A 17,301-nucleotide genomic window follows, 5' to 3' on the forward strand; every position below is an offset into this window, starting at 1 on the left:
GGGGGGGGGGCCTGTGGTGGGGGGTGGGCGCGTGGGGGCTCGTGGGCGCCCCCCGGGGGGGGGGGCGCCCCCCCCCCCCCCCCCCACGACTCGGGGGCTTCGGCGGCGTCCCCCTCGCTGTCGCCGAACGGGTCGCCAGATTCGCCCTCGCGTCTCCGTTTCTCCTCGTCGTGGCCCGCGATGTTCAGCGAGAACTCGTCGTCGCCGTCGTCCGCTTCGCCACCGGCGGCCTCTGTATCGCTCGCGGCTTCGCCGCTCGCGTTTCGAGACTCCTTCGGAGTCTCGCTACTCGCGGTTTCATCGCTCGTGTTCCGAGGTTCCTCCGGAACCTCGCTAGTCATCCGCGGGCACCTCCTCGTCGCCGTCGCCCAACTGGATGCCGGTCACGGTACTCACGTTGTCGCCCTGCATCGTGACGCCGATGGCGCGCTCCGAACGCTCCATCATCGCCGAGCGGTGGGAGACGACGACGAACTGGGCGTCGCCCGCGAGTTCGTCCACCATCTCGCCGACGCGCTCGGCGTTCGCGGCGTCGAGGAACGCGTCCACCTCGTCCAGCGCGTAGAACGGCGCGGGGTTGAACCGCTGGATGGCGAAGATGAAGGCGAGCGCGGTCAGACTCTTCTCGCCGCCCGACATCGCGTCGAGGCGCTGGATGGGCTTGTCGCCCGGTTGGGCTTTCATCGTCAGGCCGCCGTCGAATGGGTCGGCCTCGTCTTCGAGGTGGAGGGTCCCGGTCCCGTTCGACAGACGTTCGAAGATGTCCTCGAACTGCTCGTCGATCGCCTCGTAGGCGTCCATGAACGTCGCTTTCTTCTGGTCCTCGTAGGAGTCGATGCGCTCGCGGATTCCCTCGCGCTCCTCCACGAGGACCGACTTGCGCTCTTGGAGGTCGTCCAAGTCCGACTTCACGTCGTCGTACTCCTCGATGGCCAGCATGTTGACCGGTTCGAGTTCTTCCATCTGGCGCTCCAGACGCTCGATGTTCTGCTCGACCTCCTTCAGGTCCGGAATCTCGTCGGCGTCGTACTCGCCGACCTGTGCTTCGAGGTCGGCGATGTCGTCTTCCAGTCGCTCGACGCTCCGACGCAGGCTTTCGAGGCGGTTCTCGACGGTCTCGACCTCCGACTTCTTCTCGTCGCGGGCCTGTTGGGCCTCCCGTAAGTCGCCCTTCACGTCCTCGCGCTCGTCTTTGAGGTCCGCGAGTTCGTCTTCGAGTTCCGCGACGGCCTCGCGCTTCTCTTCGAGGAGGGCCTCTTGGTCCTCGATTTTGCCCTCCAACTCCTCGATTCGCTCCTCCTGTTCGGCCTTGCGGTTCTGGGCCTGCTCGATGTCGTCGTGGAGGTCCTCGATGGCGTCCTCGGCGTACTGCTTTTCGAGTTGAAGTTCGTTGAGTTGGCCGTCCAACTCGTCCATCTTGCCTTCGAGTTCGTCTATCTCGTCTTCTATCTCCTCGGCCTCGGCGGTGAGTTCCGGAATCCGCGAGTCTTCGAGTTCGGTCTCCAACGCCGCGATGTCGCCTTCGATTTCGGCGATGGTCTCGTCGCGCTCGTCTATCTCGTCTTCTAACTCCTCCATCTGCTCGTTGACGGCCTCGCGCTCGGCCTCCATCGCCACGAGTTCGTCTTCGAGGTCGGCGATGCGCTCTTTGGCCGACTCGACTCGCTGTTCGGTCTCCTCGATGTCGGACTCGATGGAACGCACTTGGTCGGTCGCGTCGCTCTTGCGGTCGCGGGCGTCGTCGAGTCGGTCGTCCACGTCGCGTAGCTCCTCGCGAATGGACTTGCGTTCGTCCTCCAACTCGTTGATGCGCTGGGCGACCCGCTCCAGTTGGCCCTTGCCGGATTTGGAGAAGGAGTAGCGCGACCCGGACTTGGACCCGCCGGTCATCGCGCCGCTCTTCTCGACCAACTCGCCCGAGAGGGTCACGAGTCGGTAGTCGCCCATCAGGTCGCGGGCGGTCTCCATGTCCTCCACGACCAGCGTGTCGCCGAGGACGTAGGCGAACACGCCCGCGTACTGGGAATCGAAGTCCACGAGGTTGTACGCGAAGTCCACGACCCCCGGTGCCGAGGGGGCGCTCGGGAGGTTCCGCGTGTGCATCTCGGTCAGCGGGAGGAACGTCGCGCGCCCGGCGTTCCGGGATTTCAGGTACTCGATGCACGACTGGCCCACGCCGTCGTCGTCCACCACGACGTTGGCCATCCGGCCGCCAGCCGCGGTCTCGCAGGCGGTCGCGTACTTCTGGTTCACGCCGCCTAACTGGCCGACCGTGCCGTGGACGCCCGGCTTCTCGGCGTTCAGGACGGTCGAGACCGCCCGGCCGTACGACGAGTCGCCGCTCTGTCCGGCCTTGGCTTCGAGTTCGGCGTACTCCTGCTGTTTGGCCTGAATCTCGTCCTCGACCGAATCGAGGTCGTCCTGCAACTCGCGTTTCTCCTGCTTGAGGTCGGCGACCACGTCGTCAATCTGGGCGCGGTTGCGCTCGGCCTTGGCCAACTCGTCTTCCAAATCGTCCAGTTTCGTCTCCAACTCCGGAATCGACTCGCGGGCCTCGTCTAGCTCCGCCTCCTTCTCGCTCTCGGCGTTCGACCGGCGTCTGGACTCGTCGATGAGGCGGTCTTTCTCGCGCTGGAGGTCGTTCTTCTCACTCTTCTGGGCTTCCAGCGCCTCCTTCTTCTCGGCGAGTTCGGCCTTCACCTCGTCGTACTCGGTGTCGATGGCGTCGATTTCGGCCTCGACCTCCGCTAACTCGGTCTCTTTCTGCTGCACGTCGGCTTTCACCGAGGACTTCTCTATCTTCAAATCGCGGATGTCCGACTCGAACTCGTCTACGTCCTCCTGCTTGCGGTCTATCTCCACGAACGCCTGTCGGCGCGTGTTCTCGGCGTCCTGAATCTTCTCGTCGGCCGACTCGATGGCGTCTTCGAGCCGGGAAATCTCGCCTTTGACCTCCTCGATTTCGCTCTTGATACGCAACTGCTCGTCTTCGCCCTTCCGCTCGATTTCGGCGTTCAGCTCCTCTAGCTCGTCTTCGAGGCGGATGACCGCGCCCTGCTTCTCGTCCAACTCGGCTTGCAGGTCGGCCAGTTCCTCCTCGCGGTCTTCGACATCCTCGCGGGTGTGCGCGAGGTCTTCGCGCTTCTCCTCTAACTCGGCGGCCTTGAGGTGCCCCTCGTACTCCTGTTTCTCGTCGCGCAGGCCCTGATATTCGAGGGCGGTCTCGCGCTCGTCGGCCAACTGGTCGAGTCGGTCCTGCTTCTCCTCGATGCGGAGTTCGGCCTCGCTGATGCGCTCTTTGACCGTCTCCAACTCTTCGAGTGCGTCCTCTTTCTTGGCGTCGAACTCCGCGACGCCAGCGATTTCGTCGATTATCTGGCGACGCTCGTACGGCGTCATGTTGATTATCTCGGTCACGTCGCCCTGCATGACGACGTTGTACCCCTCGGGCGTCACTCCGGCCTGCGCCAGCAGGTCTTGGATGTCCGAGAGGTTGACCGACCGGCCGTTGAGGTAGTAGTACGAGTAGTAGTTGTCCTCGGTCTCCTTGACCCGACGCTTGATGACGATTTCGTCCACGTCGCCGACGTTCTCCGACCCGGCGGCGTTGACGACCTGCGCTCGGTCGAGGGTTCCGTCGCTGTTGTCCAACACGACTTCCACGATGGCCTCGCGTGGACCGGAGGACTCCTCGCTCCCGTCGGCGTGGCCGGGGTTGTAGATGAGGTCGGTCAGTTTCTCGGCGCGGATGCCCCGCGTTCGGGCCAACCCGAGCGCGAACAGGATGCTGTCGATGATGTTACTCTTGCCAGAGCCGTTCGGGCCGCTAACAGTGGTGAAATCCTCGTAAAATGGGATTTCGGTCCGTCGTCCGAAGCTCTTGAAGTTGTCCAAGACGAGCTTTTTGATGTGCATGGTTGCTCGTACGTAGGGACCCTAGGCGACGATGATGTCGTCGCCCAACCCGGAATCGTCCCCCGTCTCGTCTTCCTCGTGGGACTCTTGGCTTTTAGCCTCGTCGTTTTGCTCGGTTTCGGTCGTCTGCGGTTCGGAGGCTTCCGTCTCGGTCCGTGTCCGAGTCGTCTGCTCGGCGGCGTCGGTCTCTTCGAGCGTTTCGAGTCGGTCGTGAACTTCGACTAACTCCTCGGTGAGTCCCTGAATCGTCGCTTCGAGTCGCTCGACTTTCGATTCGAGTTCCTCGACGCGCTCGGCTTGGTCGCTCATGTCCGTGTTGGCCCACGGCAGGACCATAAACGTACGTCAGACACGTGTCGATAATATTACTATGTTCCCGGCGCGACGACGATTATTTCGCGGATGGTCAGCTTCGGAGAGTATAAGTATTTACTACAGGTACCTTCGATACTCTGAACAGATGAACGGGGGTATCGACTCGAAGCCGCGGCGCTCACCGACGAGGTCGAAGCGGGCGCTCGCGACACTGGCCGTCGTCGGTCTGGTCGTCGCCAGCCTCGCGCCCGCCGTCGGCGTCGCCCTCGCCGACGGTAGGTCGGGCGTGAACGCACTCCCGACGACCGACGCGACTGGCTCGAACTCCCCGAACGAGACCGCCGAGGAGACCACGACTCACGAGGTCACCATGCCGGTCGAGCGGCCGACGAAGACCTCGACCGGGCGCTTCTCGACGACCGAGTCCACCGTCGAGCGGGCCCCGACGACCGACGAGACGACGACCGAAGCGGGCGACCCCGGAGGCGGACGCGACGGTGGCCGGACCACTCCTCCCGGAGGAGAGCCGCCGGACAGCGGGTCTAACGAAACGTCTCGGAGTCCCGGACCGCCCGGCGGAGACGGGCCGCCCGACGAGAGCGGACCGCCCGACGAACGCGGTCCCCCCGACCGGAACGGGCCGCCCGGTGGCGACGACTCGTCCACGACCGAGCGACCGCCCGGTCTCGGCGGCACGCCGGACGTGACCGACCCGAGCGACCCCGACGCGGCCGACCCGCCGGGGCGAGTCGGTGGTGGCCGGACTCCAGCCGACCGACCCGCAGACCGAGACGAATCGCCGAAGAATCGCGCCGGACCGCCCGCCGACCCGCCCGGCGGTCCGGGCGACGGGAGCGACGCCCCCGGCAATCGGTCGTTCGGCGATAACCGGACGCTTCCGGGTAATCGAACGCTTCCGGGCAATCGAACGCTTCCCGGAAACCGGACTCGCTCCGGGAATGCGACCGAACGCGGACCGCCGGTTCGCTCCGCCGAGGCTCCGACCGTCAACGTCACCGTCGAGAACGCCTCGGCGAACGAATCGGTGGCGGTGAACGTCTCGGCGTCCCCGGACCCGAGCCGGAACGTCTCGTTCTCGACGGTGGAAGTGACGCCGACCCGGAACGCGAGTTTCACGCTGAACGTCACCGGGAGCGACCGGCCGATAGCCGAGAAGACCCCGACCGAACGCCTCTCGAACGGCACCGAACCGTTGGCGTTTCTGAGCGTGGACCACTCGCTCCCGGACAGCAACATCAGTAGCGTCAACTTCACCTTCCGGCTCCGGCGAGACCGCGTGAACGCCTCCGAACGCGGCGACATCGCGCTCTATCGGTATCACGACGACTCGTGGAACGAACTCCCGACGACGCTGGTCGAGACGACCGCGAACCACTACGTCTACCGCGTCCGCTCGCCCGGCCTCTCGGAGTTCGCGGCCGGGAAGAAGCGCCCGAAGTTCGAGATAACCAACGCGACGGTCGACCTCTCGGCGCTCTCCATCGGCGACGCGCTCAAGGTGCAGGTCCGAATCTCGAACGAGGGCGACGCCGACGGGACCTTCACCGCGAAACTCGTCCTCGGCGACCAATCGGTCGCGAGTCGCCAACTCACCATCGCGGCGGGCGGGATGCGCCAGACGACCTTCGAGCGCACCGTCGCCGAACCCGGCACCTACGAGGTCTACGTCAACGACTTCCGGGTCGGCGACGTGGCGGTGAACGAGACCGACCCGACCACGGCGGCCGGAGCGACCGACGACGCGACGAGTGCGGGAGCGACCGACGACGCTACCGACCGCGACGGGACCGTCACCGACGACCGGTCGGACGAGGAGACGACCGCCGGAGCGCCCGGCTTCGGGGGTGGCGTCGCCATCGTCGCGCTCGTCGGGTCGCTCGCCGTCGCGCGCTGGCGGCGGGACTGAAACCTGCTTCCGCCACGGACTCCCGCGGTCACTCCTCGCTCGCGGGTCGCAGGTCCATCCGGACGACCGACCCGCGCGGGTCGTTCTCGGTGAACGAGAGTCGGCCGCCGGAGCGTTCGACGACCCAGTGGACGAGCCACAGGCCGAGTCCGCTCCCGTGTTCGAGGGCGGTCTCCTCGCCGTCGGTCAGGACCGCGCGCTCGTGGTCGGGGATGCCCGGTCCGTCGTCGGCGACCGCCACGCGAACCCACTCCTCGCCGTCGTCGGTGACGGAATCGACCGAAATCGACACCGTGGGGTCCGTCGCGTCGTTGTGTTCGACCGCGTTCTCACAGACGTTCTCGACCGCCGCGTCGAACGCGGGCGTGGTGACCGCGAACTGCCGGTCGGGCGCGTCGACCGACACGTCGGCGGCGGGGTACTCGTCGCGGACCACCGCCGCGGCGTCGGTGACGACGGCGGCCACGTCGGTCTCGACCGGTTCGGTACCCGACCCTTCCATACCCGCACCGAGTCGACGGGCCTTCTCGCTCAGGTCCACGAGGTCCCAGCCTCTGGCGGCGATCTTCTCGGCGGCCTCGCTGATTTCGGGGTCGTCGGACTCGTCGGCGACGTACTCGGCGTAGTTCACCACGACGGTCATGTCGTTGCGGAGGTTGTGGCGTAAGACGCGGTTGAACACCTGAATCCGCTGTTCGCGCTCGCGGAGTTCGGTCTCGCGGTCGTCCAGCGAGTCGGCGAGGTCGGCGAACCCCTCGCGTATCTGGTGCCACTCCTCACCCGACGCGAGGTCGGGCGTCCGGTCGTAGTCACCGTCCCGGAGCGCGTCGAAGCCGTCGAGGAGCTTCTCGGCCTGCCGGATGTTGGCGTTGTACTCCCAGACGGCCACGCCGAGGACCAGCGAGAGGACGAGCGCGAGGCTCCCCGTCTGGAATATCGCCATCTCGCGCAGGCGGGCGTCCAGTCCCGCCCGACTTCGACTGACCCGGACGGTCCACCCGGTCGAGGAGACCGTCGCGTTGGCGGCGACCTCGTCGGCGAACGACGCCTTCGGCTCGTGGAGCGTCTGATTGCGCGCTTCGACCGCGACCGTCCGCGCGTCGGTCTCCAAGGGCTTGACCATCGTGAGGAACGTGAACTCGTTGACCGGGACTGCGGCCGCGAGGACGCCGGTTATCCGGCCCTCCTCGAAGATGGGTGCGCTGACGACGACGATGTACTGATTCGTCCCGTTGACGCGCTCGGGTTCCGTGACGTATATCTCGCCGGTTCGGGCGGGATATTGGACGTAGGTTCGGTCGCCGATGTCGTCGCCGACCGTCTCGCGGCGCACCCCCGACGTTACGTCGCCCTCGAAAGCGACGACGGTGCCGTTGGCCGAGACGACCTGTCCGGCGAACATGTACGGGTTGGTCAGGAACTCGCGGAGGAACTCGTCGGACCGGCTGAAGTTGCTGGCCTGCGGCCGCGACGCGTAGAACCCGACGTAGTCCTTCTGGCGGCGAATCTGGGCGTCTATCTGCTCGGCGGTCTGGACCGCGGTCTGATCGACGCTCTCCTGCATTCGGGAGACGGACCGGTCTTTGGCCAGTTCGACTTGACCGTACACCACCGCAGTCAGTGCGAGCGTGACCACCAGCATCAGCACCGCGAACTTCGTCCGGACCTTCACGTTTCCTGCATCTGTTCGCTCGGGGGTAATGAACCTTCGTTCGTTAGTCTTTAGCGGCACGACCGCAAACTGGCGAGTAATGACTGCACAGGCTGTCCAGCGGGAGGACCTCGCGGTCGTCATCGGACTGGAGGTCCACGTTCAACTGGAGACGGACACGAAGATTTTCTGCGGCTGTTCGACCGACGTGGCCGACGCCGAACCGAACACCCACACCTGTCCGGTGTGTCTCGGCCTGCCGGGCGCGCTCCCGGTCCTGAACGAGGCCGCCGTCGAGTCGGCGGTCAAGGTCGGGAAGGCCATCGACGCCGACATCCCCGAGGAGACCACGTTCCACCGGAAGAACTACTTCTACCCCGACCTGCCGAAGGGGTTCCAGATTACCCAGTACGACGCGCCGGTCTGTCAGGACGGCGAACTCGACGTACAGGTGGACGGCGAGCGCCGCACGGTCGGCATCCAGCGCGCCCACCTCGAGGAGGACCCCGGAAGCCTCCAGCACGAAGGCGGGAGCATCGACCGCGCAGACTACACGCTGGTCAACTACAACCGCGCGGGCGTCCCGCTGATGGAGATTGTGACCGACCCCGACTTCCGCGGTGCCGAGGAGGTCCGAGCGTTCCTCGCCAAACTCGAAGAGGTCCTCGAGTACCTCGGCGTGTTCGACAGCCAGCGCGACGGGAGCCTCCGCATCGACGCCAACCTGAGCGTGGTCCCCGCCGACGAGGTGGGCGAGAACGGCGAGATTAGCGACGAGGCGCTCGAATCGGCCAACCGGACCGAGGTCAAGAACATCTCCAGCCACAAAGGTGCGGAGAAGGCGCTGGCCTACGAGGCGACCCGTCAGAAGAACTCGATTAAACGAGGGCGGGAAATCGAGCAGGAGACCCGCCACTGGGACGAGGGCCGCGGCGTCACCGTCTCGATGCGCTCGAAGGAAGAAGAAAAAGACTACCGCTACTTCCGCGAGGCCGACCTACCGCCGCTCCGAGTCAGCGACTGGAAGCAGAAGCTCGACATCCCGGAGTTGCCCGACGCCCGCCGCGAGCGGTTCCGCGACGAGTACGACCTGAGCGAGGAGGCCGCCTCGAAACTCACTTCCACGAAGCAGGTCGCGGACTTCTACGAGGACGTGGCTGGCGAGTACGACCCCGACCTCGCGGCGACGTGGGTCGCCGACAACCTGTTGGGCGAACTCAACTACCGCGACATGGAGATTACCGACGTGGAGGGTCGGCTCGACGAGTTCATGCACCTCATCGAGTTGGTCGCCGACGACGAGATTACGACCAAGAACGCCGAGGAGGTCGTCCTCCGCGAGATGTTGGACGAGGGCGAAGGCCCCGAGACGGTCATCGACCGCGAGGGGTTGGGCAAGGCCGACGAGGGTGCCGTCGAGGGTGCGGTCGAGGAGGCCATCGACGAGAACCCCGACGCGGTCGAGGACTACCACGCTGGCGAAGGCGGCGCGCTGAACTTCCTCGTCGGGCAGGTCATGCAGAAGACCGGCGGGAGCGCCGACCCCGGTTCGGTGAACCAGTTGCTCCGCGAGCGACTGGACGAGTAGTCGGTCCTCGCGGAACGCGAGCGACCGGGGCGAACAGGCGGCGCGTGGCGTTCTCGATTTTTCTCTCCGCGAGGAGCGCGCCGCGCTCCCGCCCGGACTCCTCGCGGCGGTTCTCAGGTCACGGTCGGGATTCGTCCCGGCTTCCGGTGTAAAGCTTCGCATGCGCCGTCGGCCGATACTTCTACGATTTCTAACTATTCGTCGGGGATAGAAGCGGAGGGTACTCGTTTAAATTATATCTACAGTAGTTAGAAAAATATTTTAGCTTGCTCCTCGATGGAAAAATGTAACATGCACTCACGACGCGACATGCTCAAGCGTATCGGCGCGACGGGAACGGCGGCGGTCGCCGTCACGGGACTGAGCGGGTCTGCGGCCGCGGCACCCGGTTCCATCCCGTCGAACTACCTCAGCGAGTACCGCGCGACGGGCGACGCCTACGGCATCGACTGGACGTATCTGGCGGGCGTCGGCTGGATAGAAACCCAACACGGCACCTACGAGTCCGGGTGTGCCGAATCGTACGCGGGCGCTCGGGGTCCGATGCAGTTCATGCCCGCGACGTGGGACGCCTACGGCGTGGACGGCGACGGCGACGGCTACGCCGACATCTGCAACTACAAGGACGCCATCCCCGCCGCGGCGAACTACCTCACCGCCTCGGGCGCGCCCGAGAACTGGGACGACGCGCTGTACGCCTACAACCACAGTTGGTCCTACGTCAACGACGTGAAAGACGCCGCGGCGTACTACCGCGACGCCTACGGCGGTGGCGGCGGTGGCGGTACCGGCTTTAGCGAGGGCGACCAAGTGACCCCGACCGTGGACCTGAACACGCGCAAACAGCCCGGCACCGATTCGACGGTCGTCGCCACGGTCTCGCCCGGCGAGGTCGGCGAAATCGTGAACGGTCCGACCGCGAAGGACGGCTACACGTGGTGGGGCATGCACTGGCTCGACCGCGACGTGTGGGGCTGGTCCGTCGAGCAGTACCTCGACCTCGCCTGAGGCGGCGAGGGTAGCGGTTCACCGACGGCGTTCACGCGCCACTTCCACCTGTCATCCACCGGTTGCGCATCCGTGGTCCCTGCGGAACCGCGGACGTATTCGACAATTTTCAGATACGCCTCGAAATCGTACCGGAGTCTTCGAGATGGGTAGCGTCGCTAATCGCCCGGCGTCGCCGTTCCGTCTCTCTCCACGACGCCCTCGCGCCAGCGACCGAGACTGAACCACGCGACGCCGACGAGGAACGACCCGATGGCCGAGAACGACCACGCCCACCAGAGACCCTCGACGCCCACCGCCAACCCCGCGAGCGGGACGCCAGCGACCGTGACGCTCCACGAGTAGGCGACGACGACTGCGGCGGGAATCCGGAGGAGCCACCGCGAGAGGACCGACAGCGCCATCGCGGTCCGGGTGTCGCCCGCGCCCCGGAACCCGCCCTGCACGACCATCAGGCCGCCGAAGAACGCGAGGAACGGACCGATGATGCGCAGGAACTCCACGCCCGCCGCGACGACCTCGGCGTCGGCGATGAACACGCGCATGGCTTCGTCGGGGAAGGCGACCATCAGCGCGCCGACGCCGAACAGCACCGCCATCGTGCCCCCGGTGGCTTTCCACGTCACGGTCGCCGCGCGGTCGGGCGTCTCCGCGCCGAGGTTCTGGCCGACGCCGGTCGCGGTGGCCTGACCGACCGCTCCCGAGACGGTCCACGACACCGACATCAGGCGGAGACCGATGCCGTAGGCCGCGGTCGGGACCGCGCCGAATCTGGCGACCAGCGCCGCCATCGCCACCGCCGCGAAGCTTCTGGCGAGACCGTCGAGCGTACCGGGGTAGCCCACGTCCACGAGTTTCCGGAGGACCGGCCAGTCGGGCCGGAGGTCCGCGACGCGCAGGCGGACGCCCCAGTCGCCCTTCACGAGGAGACCCACCCCGATGGCGGCCGCCAGAATCCGGGAAATAAGCGTCGCGACCGCGGCCCCGCGGACGCCCCACGCGGGGAACGGGCCGTAGCCGAGGACGAGAAACGGGTCCAAGACGACGTTGGCACCCGCCGAGAGGACCATCAGCCACATCGCGGTCCGGGTGTCGCCCGCGCCGCGCAGGACCGCCCGGAAGACGAAAAAGAGGAACGTGAACGGAATCGAGACGAACAGGACCTCGATGTACTGGAGCGAGTAGGCGTAGACCTGCCCCTCGGCACCGACAAGCGAGAGGAGTGGGTGGCGGAAGACGTAGCCGAACGCCGACAGGACGAGCGCGACCGCGACGGTCAGGATGGTGGTCTGAGCGACTACGTTGTCGGCTTTCCGGTCGTCGCCCGCGCCGACGTGCTGGGAGACCAGCGCGACCGACGCCGCGGTCAGGCCCATCGCCACCGAGACGAACATCCACGCGGTCGGGAACATCAGCGAGACGGCCGCGACCGCGTTCGGGCCGACGCGACCCACCCAGAACATGTCCGCGAGGTTGTAGAACGTCTGCAGTAAGTTCCCGGCCACGAGGGGCCACGCGAGGCTCACCAGTTTCGGCGTAATCGCCCCGGTCGTCATATCGACGCGACTGTCCTGTTGGTCCGACACGCTCTCGCCGGAAGGTCGTGCGTGCGGGTGGTAAACGTGTCCCTTCCGTTCGGGGTTGCCGGATGTCGCACTCGGGAAGAGGAGCTATCTCTCGGGTCACGTACGCGCACCGACTTGCGCTCTCGCACGCACGGCGCACGCGCCTTGGACCGCCGCCCGCTTACGATTTTTCGCGGCGAAAGCTTTACCGTTTCACTTGTCCTAGCGGGGACACGATGGACGACGAGCGACTCCCGAGCGGCGGGCGACTCCCCCGAGAGCGACCGCGCCGCGCCGGGCACTCCCCCGAAGTCGGAGGTGAGGCATGGAACTGATAATCACCGAGAAGGACAACGCGGCCAGACGCATCGCCGACATTCTGAGCGGCGAGTCCGCCGAAGCCGAGCGCAAGAACGGCGTCAACGTCTACAAGTGGGGCGGCCGCCGGTGCATCGGCCTGTCGGGCCACGTCGTGGGCGTGGACTTCCCCGACGAGTACAACGACTGGCGCGACGTGGAACCGGTCGAACTCATCGACGCGCCCATCGAGAAGAAGGCCACGAAGGAGAACATCGTCTCGACCCTGCGCCTGCTCGCGCGGAAGGCCGACCAAGTGACCATCGCGACCGACTACGACCGCGAGGGCGAACTCATCGGCAAGGAGGCGTGGGAACTCGTCCGCGAGGTCAACGACGAGGTGCCGATTCGCCGGGTCCGGTTCTCCTCGATTACGCAGAACGAGGTCACGAACGCCTTCGAGAACCCCGACGAGTTGGACTTCGATTTGGCCGCCGCGGGTGAGGCCCGACAGGAGATCGACCTCATCTGGGGGGCCGCGCTGACGCGGTTCCTCTCGCTCTCCTCGCGCCAACTGGGCGACGACTTCATCTCGGTCGGCCGCGTCCAGTCGCCGACCCTCAAACTCATCGTGGACCGCGAGCGCGAAATCGAGGCGTTCGACCCCGAGGAGTACTGGGAACTGTTCGCCGACCTGTTGAAGCGGGCCGACGACGAGAGCGACGAGGGCGAAGACGAGTCCGCGGCGTTCGAGGCCCAGTACTTCTACCGCGACGAGGACGGCAACGAGGCCGAGCGCGTCTGGGACGAGGAGACCGCCGAGAGCGTCTTCGAAGCCCTCGAATCGGCCGCGTCGGCGACCGTCGAGCGCGTCAACCGGCGCACTCGGACCGACGACCCGCCCGCGCCGTTCAACACCACGCAGTTCATCCGGGCGGCGGGGAGTCTCGGCTACTCCGCACAGCAGGCTATGAGCATCGCGGAAGACCTCTACACCGCGGGGTACATGACCTACCCGCGGACCGACAACACGGTCTACCCCGACGACTTGGACCCCGAGGAGCTTTTGGACACGTTCTCGGGCAACTACCACTTCGGCGACGACGCCGACGACCTGCTGGAACTGGACGACCTCGAACCCACCGAGGGCGACGAGGAGACCACCGACCACCCGCCGATTCACCCGACCGAGGACGTGCCGACGAAGGGCGACCTGAGCGACGACGAGTGGGAGATATACGAACTCGTCGTCCGGCGCTTCTTCGCTACGGTCGCCGAGTCCGCGACGTGGGAACACCTCAAGGTGGTCACCGCCGTCGAGGCGGCGTCCGGAGACGACCACACGCTGAAGTCCAACGGCAAGCGCCTGCTGAAAGAGGGTTACCACGCGGTCTACCCCTACTTCAACACCTCCGAGAACTACGTCCCCGACGTGGCCGAGGGCGAGGAGTTAGCGGTCACGGACACCCGCATCGAGGACAAGGAGACCCAACCGCCCCGAAGATACGGTCAGTCGCGGCTCATCGAGACGATGGAGCAGATGGGCATCGGGACGAAGGCGACGAGACACGAGACCATCGAAAAGCTCTACGACCGCGGCTACGTCGAGAGCGACCCGCCGCGCCCGACCCAACTCGCCAAGGCGGTGGTCGAGGCGGCCGAGAAGTTCGCGGAGTTGGTCGTCAGCGAGGAGATGACCGCGGACCTCGAAGCGGACATGACCGCCATCGCGGAGGGCGAGGCCGACCTGAGCGAGGTGGCCGACGAGTCCCGCGAGTATCTGGAGCAGGTGTTCGACGAGTTGCGCGACTCGCGCGAGGAGGTCGGGGACCTTCTACAGGAGTCGCTGAAAGCCGACAAGAAACTGGGTCCCTGCCCCGAGTCGGACCACGAACTGCTGGTCCGCCAGAGCCGGAACGGCTCGTACTTCGTCGGCTGTGACGGCTACCCGGACTGCGAGTACACCCTGCCGCTCCCGAACAAGGGCAAGCCGCTCATCTTGGACGAGGAGTGCGACGAACACGGCCTGCGCCACGTCAAGATGCTGGCGGGACGCCAGACGTTCGTCCACGGCTGTCCGCTCTGCAAGGCCGAGGAGGCCGACGAGCAGGAGGACGAAGTGATTGGCGTCTGTCCCGAATGCGGTGAGGAAGAAGGCGGCGAACTCGCAATCAAGCACCTCCAAAACGGGTCCAGACTCGTCGGCTGTACGCGCTACCCCGACTGCGACTACTCGCTCCCGCTCCCGCGCCGGGGCGACATCGAGGTCACCGACGAGCGGTGCGAGGAACACGACCTGCCGGAATTGGTCGTCCACAACGGCGACGAGCCGTGGGAACTGGGCTGTCCCATCTGCAACTATCGGGAGTTTCAGGCCCGCGAGAGCGAGTCGGGGAGCGACCTCGAATCGCTGGACGGCATCGGCTCGAAGACCGCCGAGAAGCTTTCGGCGGCCGGTATCGAGGACATCGAGGACCTGAAAGACGCCGAGGTCGAGACCGTGGCGTCGGAGGTGCAGGGCGTGAGCGAGGACCGGCTTCGGGGCTGGCAGGCGAAGGCCGACTGACGGATTCGGTTCGGCTTCGGGGGTCGTCTCGGCTCCGGGAGTCGTCTTTTCGTGGGTCTCCGTTTCCCAGTTCGTCGTTTCGCAGTTCGGCTTTCGGCGGTTCTCCGCCGGAGCGTTCGCCGATTTCGGTTCTGCGTCTAAAGTGGTGTTCGAGTCGTTCGACTAGTCTCGACCCGTGAACCGGCGAAAGCTACGCTTTCGGCTAGATTCCCTAATTTTAAGGCATGTCGAGTGCAACGACAAAACACGACACTCGGCTCGTCACTGCAAAAGGTGACAGGGTGCGGACACACCCTGCCGGGTGTCGTGGCGGACCCCACGACAATGACAGATGAAAATTCCCACCAAGATAGTAGTATCGAATCCGAAGACGCTAGCGTTGAAGCCGAGGAGGACGCGCACGTCTCGCCGGAAATTCTCGCGGAGTCGATTCGGAGCAAGACCGACGCCCTCCACGCGCAGGGCTTCGACCTCGCCGACCAGTTGGAGCGCATGGCCGAGGCCGAGGAGGACGAGGCTGGGACCGATACGGTCGAGGCTGGGGCCGACGACGACCACGACGAGGAGACCGAGGTGAACCTCGCGGGCATGATGACCGAACTGTTGGAGACCGCCAGCGACCTCGTGGAGGTGGCCCACGCGATAGAGGAGGCTCGGTTGCGAGACCGGTCGGAGTAGTCCGGGCGGGCCGGACGCGAGGAGTCGGTCGGAGTTACCCGACGACTCCCCGACCGCCTGACGGCGGCCGAGAGGGTCGCTCTGCCTTCGAGAACGGCTCGCAAACGAAGCCCGAAATTACTACCGAAGGGGTTTTACTCGCCGGTTTTGATTACACTGATAATGAGTACATCGTGGGCCGACTGGGACCACATCGTCAAACTGGACCCGGACAAGACGCTGGTGGAGGGCGAGACTTTCGAGGACGTGTGCGCGACCGGCACCGACGCCCTCGAAATCGGGGGCACCCTCGACATGACCCAAGCGAAGATGCAACGGGTCATCGACGCCTGCGCGAAGTACGATGTCCCGCTGTATCAGGAACCGAGCAACCCCGCGGTCGTGGTCGAGGACGACGACCTCGACGGCTACCTCGTGCCGGTCGTGATGAACGCTGGCGCGGTGTCGTGGATTACCGGCGCGCACAAAGAGTGGGTACGCATGGACGACGTGGAGTGGGAGCGCACCACCACCGAGGCGTACATCATCATGAACCCCGACGCGAGCGTCGCCCAACTCACCGAGGCCGACTGCAACCAGTCGCCCGAGGAGGTCGCGGCCTACGCCGAGGTCGCCGAGGAGATGTTCGGCCAAGAAATCGTCTACGTCGAGTACTCGGGTACCTTCGGCGACCCCGAGGTGGTCGAAGCGGCCGCGGACGCGCTCGAAGACGCGACCCTGTTCTACGGCGGCGGCATCCACGACTACGAGTCCGCCCGGACGATGGCAGAACACGCGGATACCGTCGTCGTCGGCGACTTGGTTCACGACGAAGGATGCGAGGCGGTCCGCGAGACCGTCGAAGGTGCGAAAGACGCGAAGAAGACGCCCGCCGAGTCGGTCTGACTCACTGCGGTTCGTAGACCGATACCCACCCCTCGCTGTTGACGGCGACCCCCAACTCGCCGTACCGAAACGTAAAGACGCTCTCCTCGTCGCGCCCTTCCCGGCCGGTTCGCTCGGTCTCGGTCCCGGTCGGTCCGAACAGGGTCTCCTCGATGGACTCGGCGTCCGCGAACTCGTACAGCGGCGGCATCGACTCGTAGTCGAGGGGGTCGACGCCCCGCGCCGCCGCGATGGCTTCGACCACCACGGTGGCGAGGTCCGCGTCGCCCTCCGGGTCGTAGACGCGCTGTTCGACCTGCCGCCAGTCGTCGCTTATCGAGTCGCCGCCGTCGAAGGTCTCCCCGCTCATGGTTGCTCGTCTTCGCTGGCGTGTGCCTCTTGTCGAGCGTCGAGTTCCGTCCCGGCCCCGTGGAGGACCGCCTCGACCTGCTCGGTGTTCTCTGCGCGGACGATGACCTCCTTGTCGGCGTCGTACGACAGCACCCCGAGGTCCGCGAGTTTCGGGACGTGACTGTGGTACAGCGACGCCTGTACTCGCTTGCGCCGCTCGTCGGTCACCTCGTCCGTCGAAACGTCGTCTTCCCACGCCGCGATTTTCGTCGCCAACTCGGTGAGCGTCTCCTCGTCGCTCCCCTCGACGAGCGTGTAGACGAGGTAGCGACGCCGCGGATTGTTGAGCGCCGCGAACACGTCGTCCAGTTCGAGAACCGAGCGCAGACCGTCGTCCGAGCGTGGTGTCGAGGTCGGTTCCGTCTCGCCGCGGTCGGTCGAATCGCTGTAGCTCCGTGGCGGTGAGTCGTCTTCCATCGATTTTACATAGCCGTCCGAGCATGATATAGATTGGCGGTATTTATACTGACAGCCGCTTCTTAATTGAATCACGGCGGGGACGGGGACTCGAAGTCG

12 protein-coding genes and 1 pseudogene are annotated in these 17,301 nt (G+C 65.8%); 6 read left to right on the forward strand and 7 right to left on the reverse strand.

All coding sequences use genetic code 11. The features are described from left to right. From EPL00_RS23755 to EPL00_RS02725, 3 genes and pseudogenes are all read right to left on the reverse strand, one after another. Positions 1-341: pseudogene (locus EPL00_RS23755) on the reverse strand (hypothetical protein); the annotation flags it as partial. Next, positions 334-3,915 (reverse strand): chromosome segregation protein SMC, encoded by a 3,582-nt coding sequence (gene smc, locus EPL00_RS02720; RefSeq protein ID WP_135851954.1) that lies wholly within the window; start codon positions 3,913-3,915, stop codon positions 334-336. The gene smc and the pseudogene EPL00_RS23755, both read right to left, overlap by 8 nt. Before the next feature lie 21 nt (positions 3,916-3,936). Continuing rightward, entirely contained in the window at positions 3,937-4,224 is a 288-nt protein-coding gene (locus tag EPL00_RS02725; RefSeq protein ID WP_135851953.1) for a DUF7518 family protein, read from the reverse strand. Between the two features lie 151 nt (positions 4,225-4,375). On the opposite strand from EPL00_RS02725, the gene EPL00_RS02730 reads away from it, so the two are divergent. After that, positions 4,376-6,157, forward strand: coding sequence for a PGF-pre-PGF domain-containing protein (locus tag EPL00_RS02730; RefSeq protein WP_135851952.1), 1,782 nt, complete (start codon positions 4,376-4,378; stop codon positions 6,155-6,157). 28 nt (positions 6,158-6,185) lie between these two features. Here the strand turns inward: EPL00_RS02730 and EPL00_RS02735 are convergent, their stop codons facing one another. Then, entirely contained in the window at positions 6,186-7,829 is a 1,644-nt protein-coding gene (locus EPL00_RS02735; RefSeq protein ID WP_162224134.1) for a sensor histidine kinase, read from the reverse strand. A 79-nt stretch (positions 7,830-7,908) separates the two neighbouring features. Between EPL00_RS02735 and gatB the strand changes: the two genes are divergently transcribed. Together gatB and EPL00_RS02745 are read left to right on the forward strand one after the other, a co-directional pair. Next, a complete protein-coding gene (gene gatB, locus EPL00_RS02740) occupies positions 7,909-9,396 on the forward strand; it encodes an Asp-tRNA(Asn)/Glu-tRNA(Gln) amidotransferase subunit GatB (protein WP_135851950.1) in 1,488 nt (495 codons plus the stop codon). A 291-nt stretch (positions 9,397-9,687) separates the two neighbouring features. Next, positions 9,688-10,404, forward strand: a complete 717-nt coding sequence (locus EPL00_RS02745) for a lytic transglycosylase domain-containing protein (protein ID WP_135851949.1) — start codon at positions 9,688-9,690, stop codon at positions 10,402-10,404. Between the two features lie 158 nt (positions 10,405-10,562). Here EPL00_RS02745 and EPL00_RS02750 read toward each other — a convergent pair whose 3' ends face one another. Continuing rightward, positions 10,563-11,960: an MATE family efflux transporter gene (locus EPL00_RS02750; RefSeq protein WP_135852480.1), complete on the reverse strand. Its 1,398-nt coding sequence runs from the start codon at positions 11,958-11,960 to the stop codon at positions 10,563-10,565. Between the two features lie 334 nt (positions 11,961-12,294). Here EPL00_RS02750 and EPL00_RS02755 point away from each other — a divergent pair, with 334 nt between their 5' ends. From EPL00_RS02755 to EPL00_RS02765, 3 genes are all read left to right on the forward strand, one after another. Beyond that, the gene (locus EPL00_RS02755; RefSeq protein ID WP_135851948.1) at positions 12,295-14,832 is read left to right on the forward strand and encodes a DNA topoisomerase I; all 2,538 of its coding nucleotides are present in this window, start codon (positions 12,295-12,297) and stop codon (positions 14,830-14,832) included. Positions 14,833-15,156: 324 nt separating this feature from the next. Then, entirely contained in the window at positions 15,157-15,510 is a 354-nt protein-coding gene (locus EPL00_RS02760; RefSeq protein WP_135851947.1) for a hypothetical protein, read from the forward strand. Positions 15,511-15,672: 162 nt separating this feature from the next. Further along, on the forward strand, positions 15,673-16,395 hold the full coding sequence (locus tag EPL00_RS02765) for a phosphoglycerol geranylgeranyltransferase (RefSeq protein ID WP_135851946.1): 723 nt from the start codon (positions 15,673-15,675) through the stop codon (positions 16,393-16,395). Between the two features lies 1 nt (position 16,396). Here EPL00_RS02765 and EPL00_RS02770 read toward each other — a convergent pair whose 3' ends face one another. Together EPL00_RS02770 and EPL00_RS02775 are read right to left on the reverse strand one after the other, a co-directional pair. Then, the gene (locus EPL00_RS02770) at positions 16,397-16,744 is read right to left on the reverse strand and encodes a HalOD1 output domain-containing protein (protein WP_135851945.1); all 348 of its coding nucleotides are present in this window, start codon (positions 16,742-16,744) and stop codon (positions 16,397-16,399) included. Further along, entirely contained in the window at positions 16,741-17,202 is a 462-nt protein-coding gene (locus EPL00_RS02775) for a DUF7344 domain-containing protein (RefSeq protein WP_135851944.1), read from the reverse strand. Before EPL00_RS02775 ends, EPL00_RS02770 begins: the two co-directional genes overlap by 4 nt. Positions 17,203-17,301: the final 99 nt, after the last annotated feature.

The organism is Halorussus salinus, from assembly GCF_004765815.2.
Classification (GTDB): domain Archaea; phylum Halobacteriota; class Halobacteria; order Halobacteriales; family Haladaptataceae; genus Halorussus; species Halorussus salinus.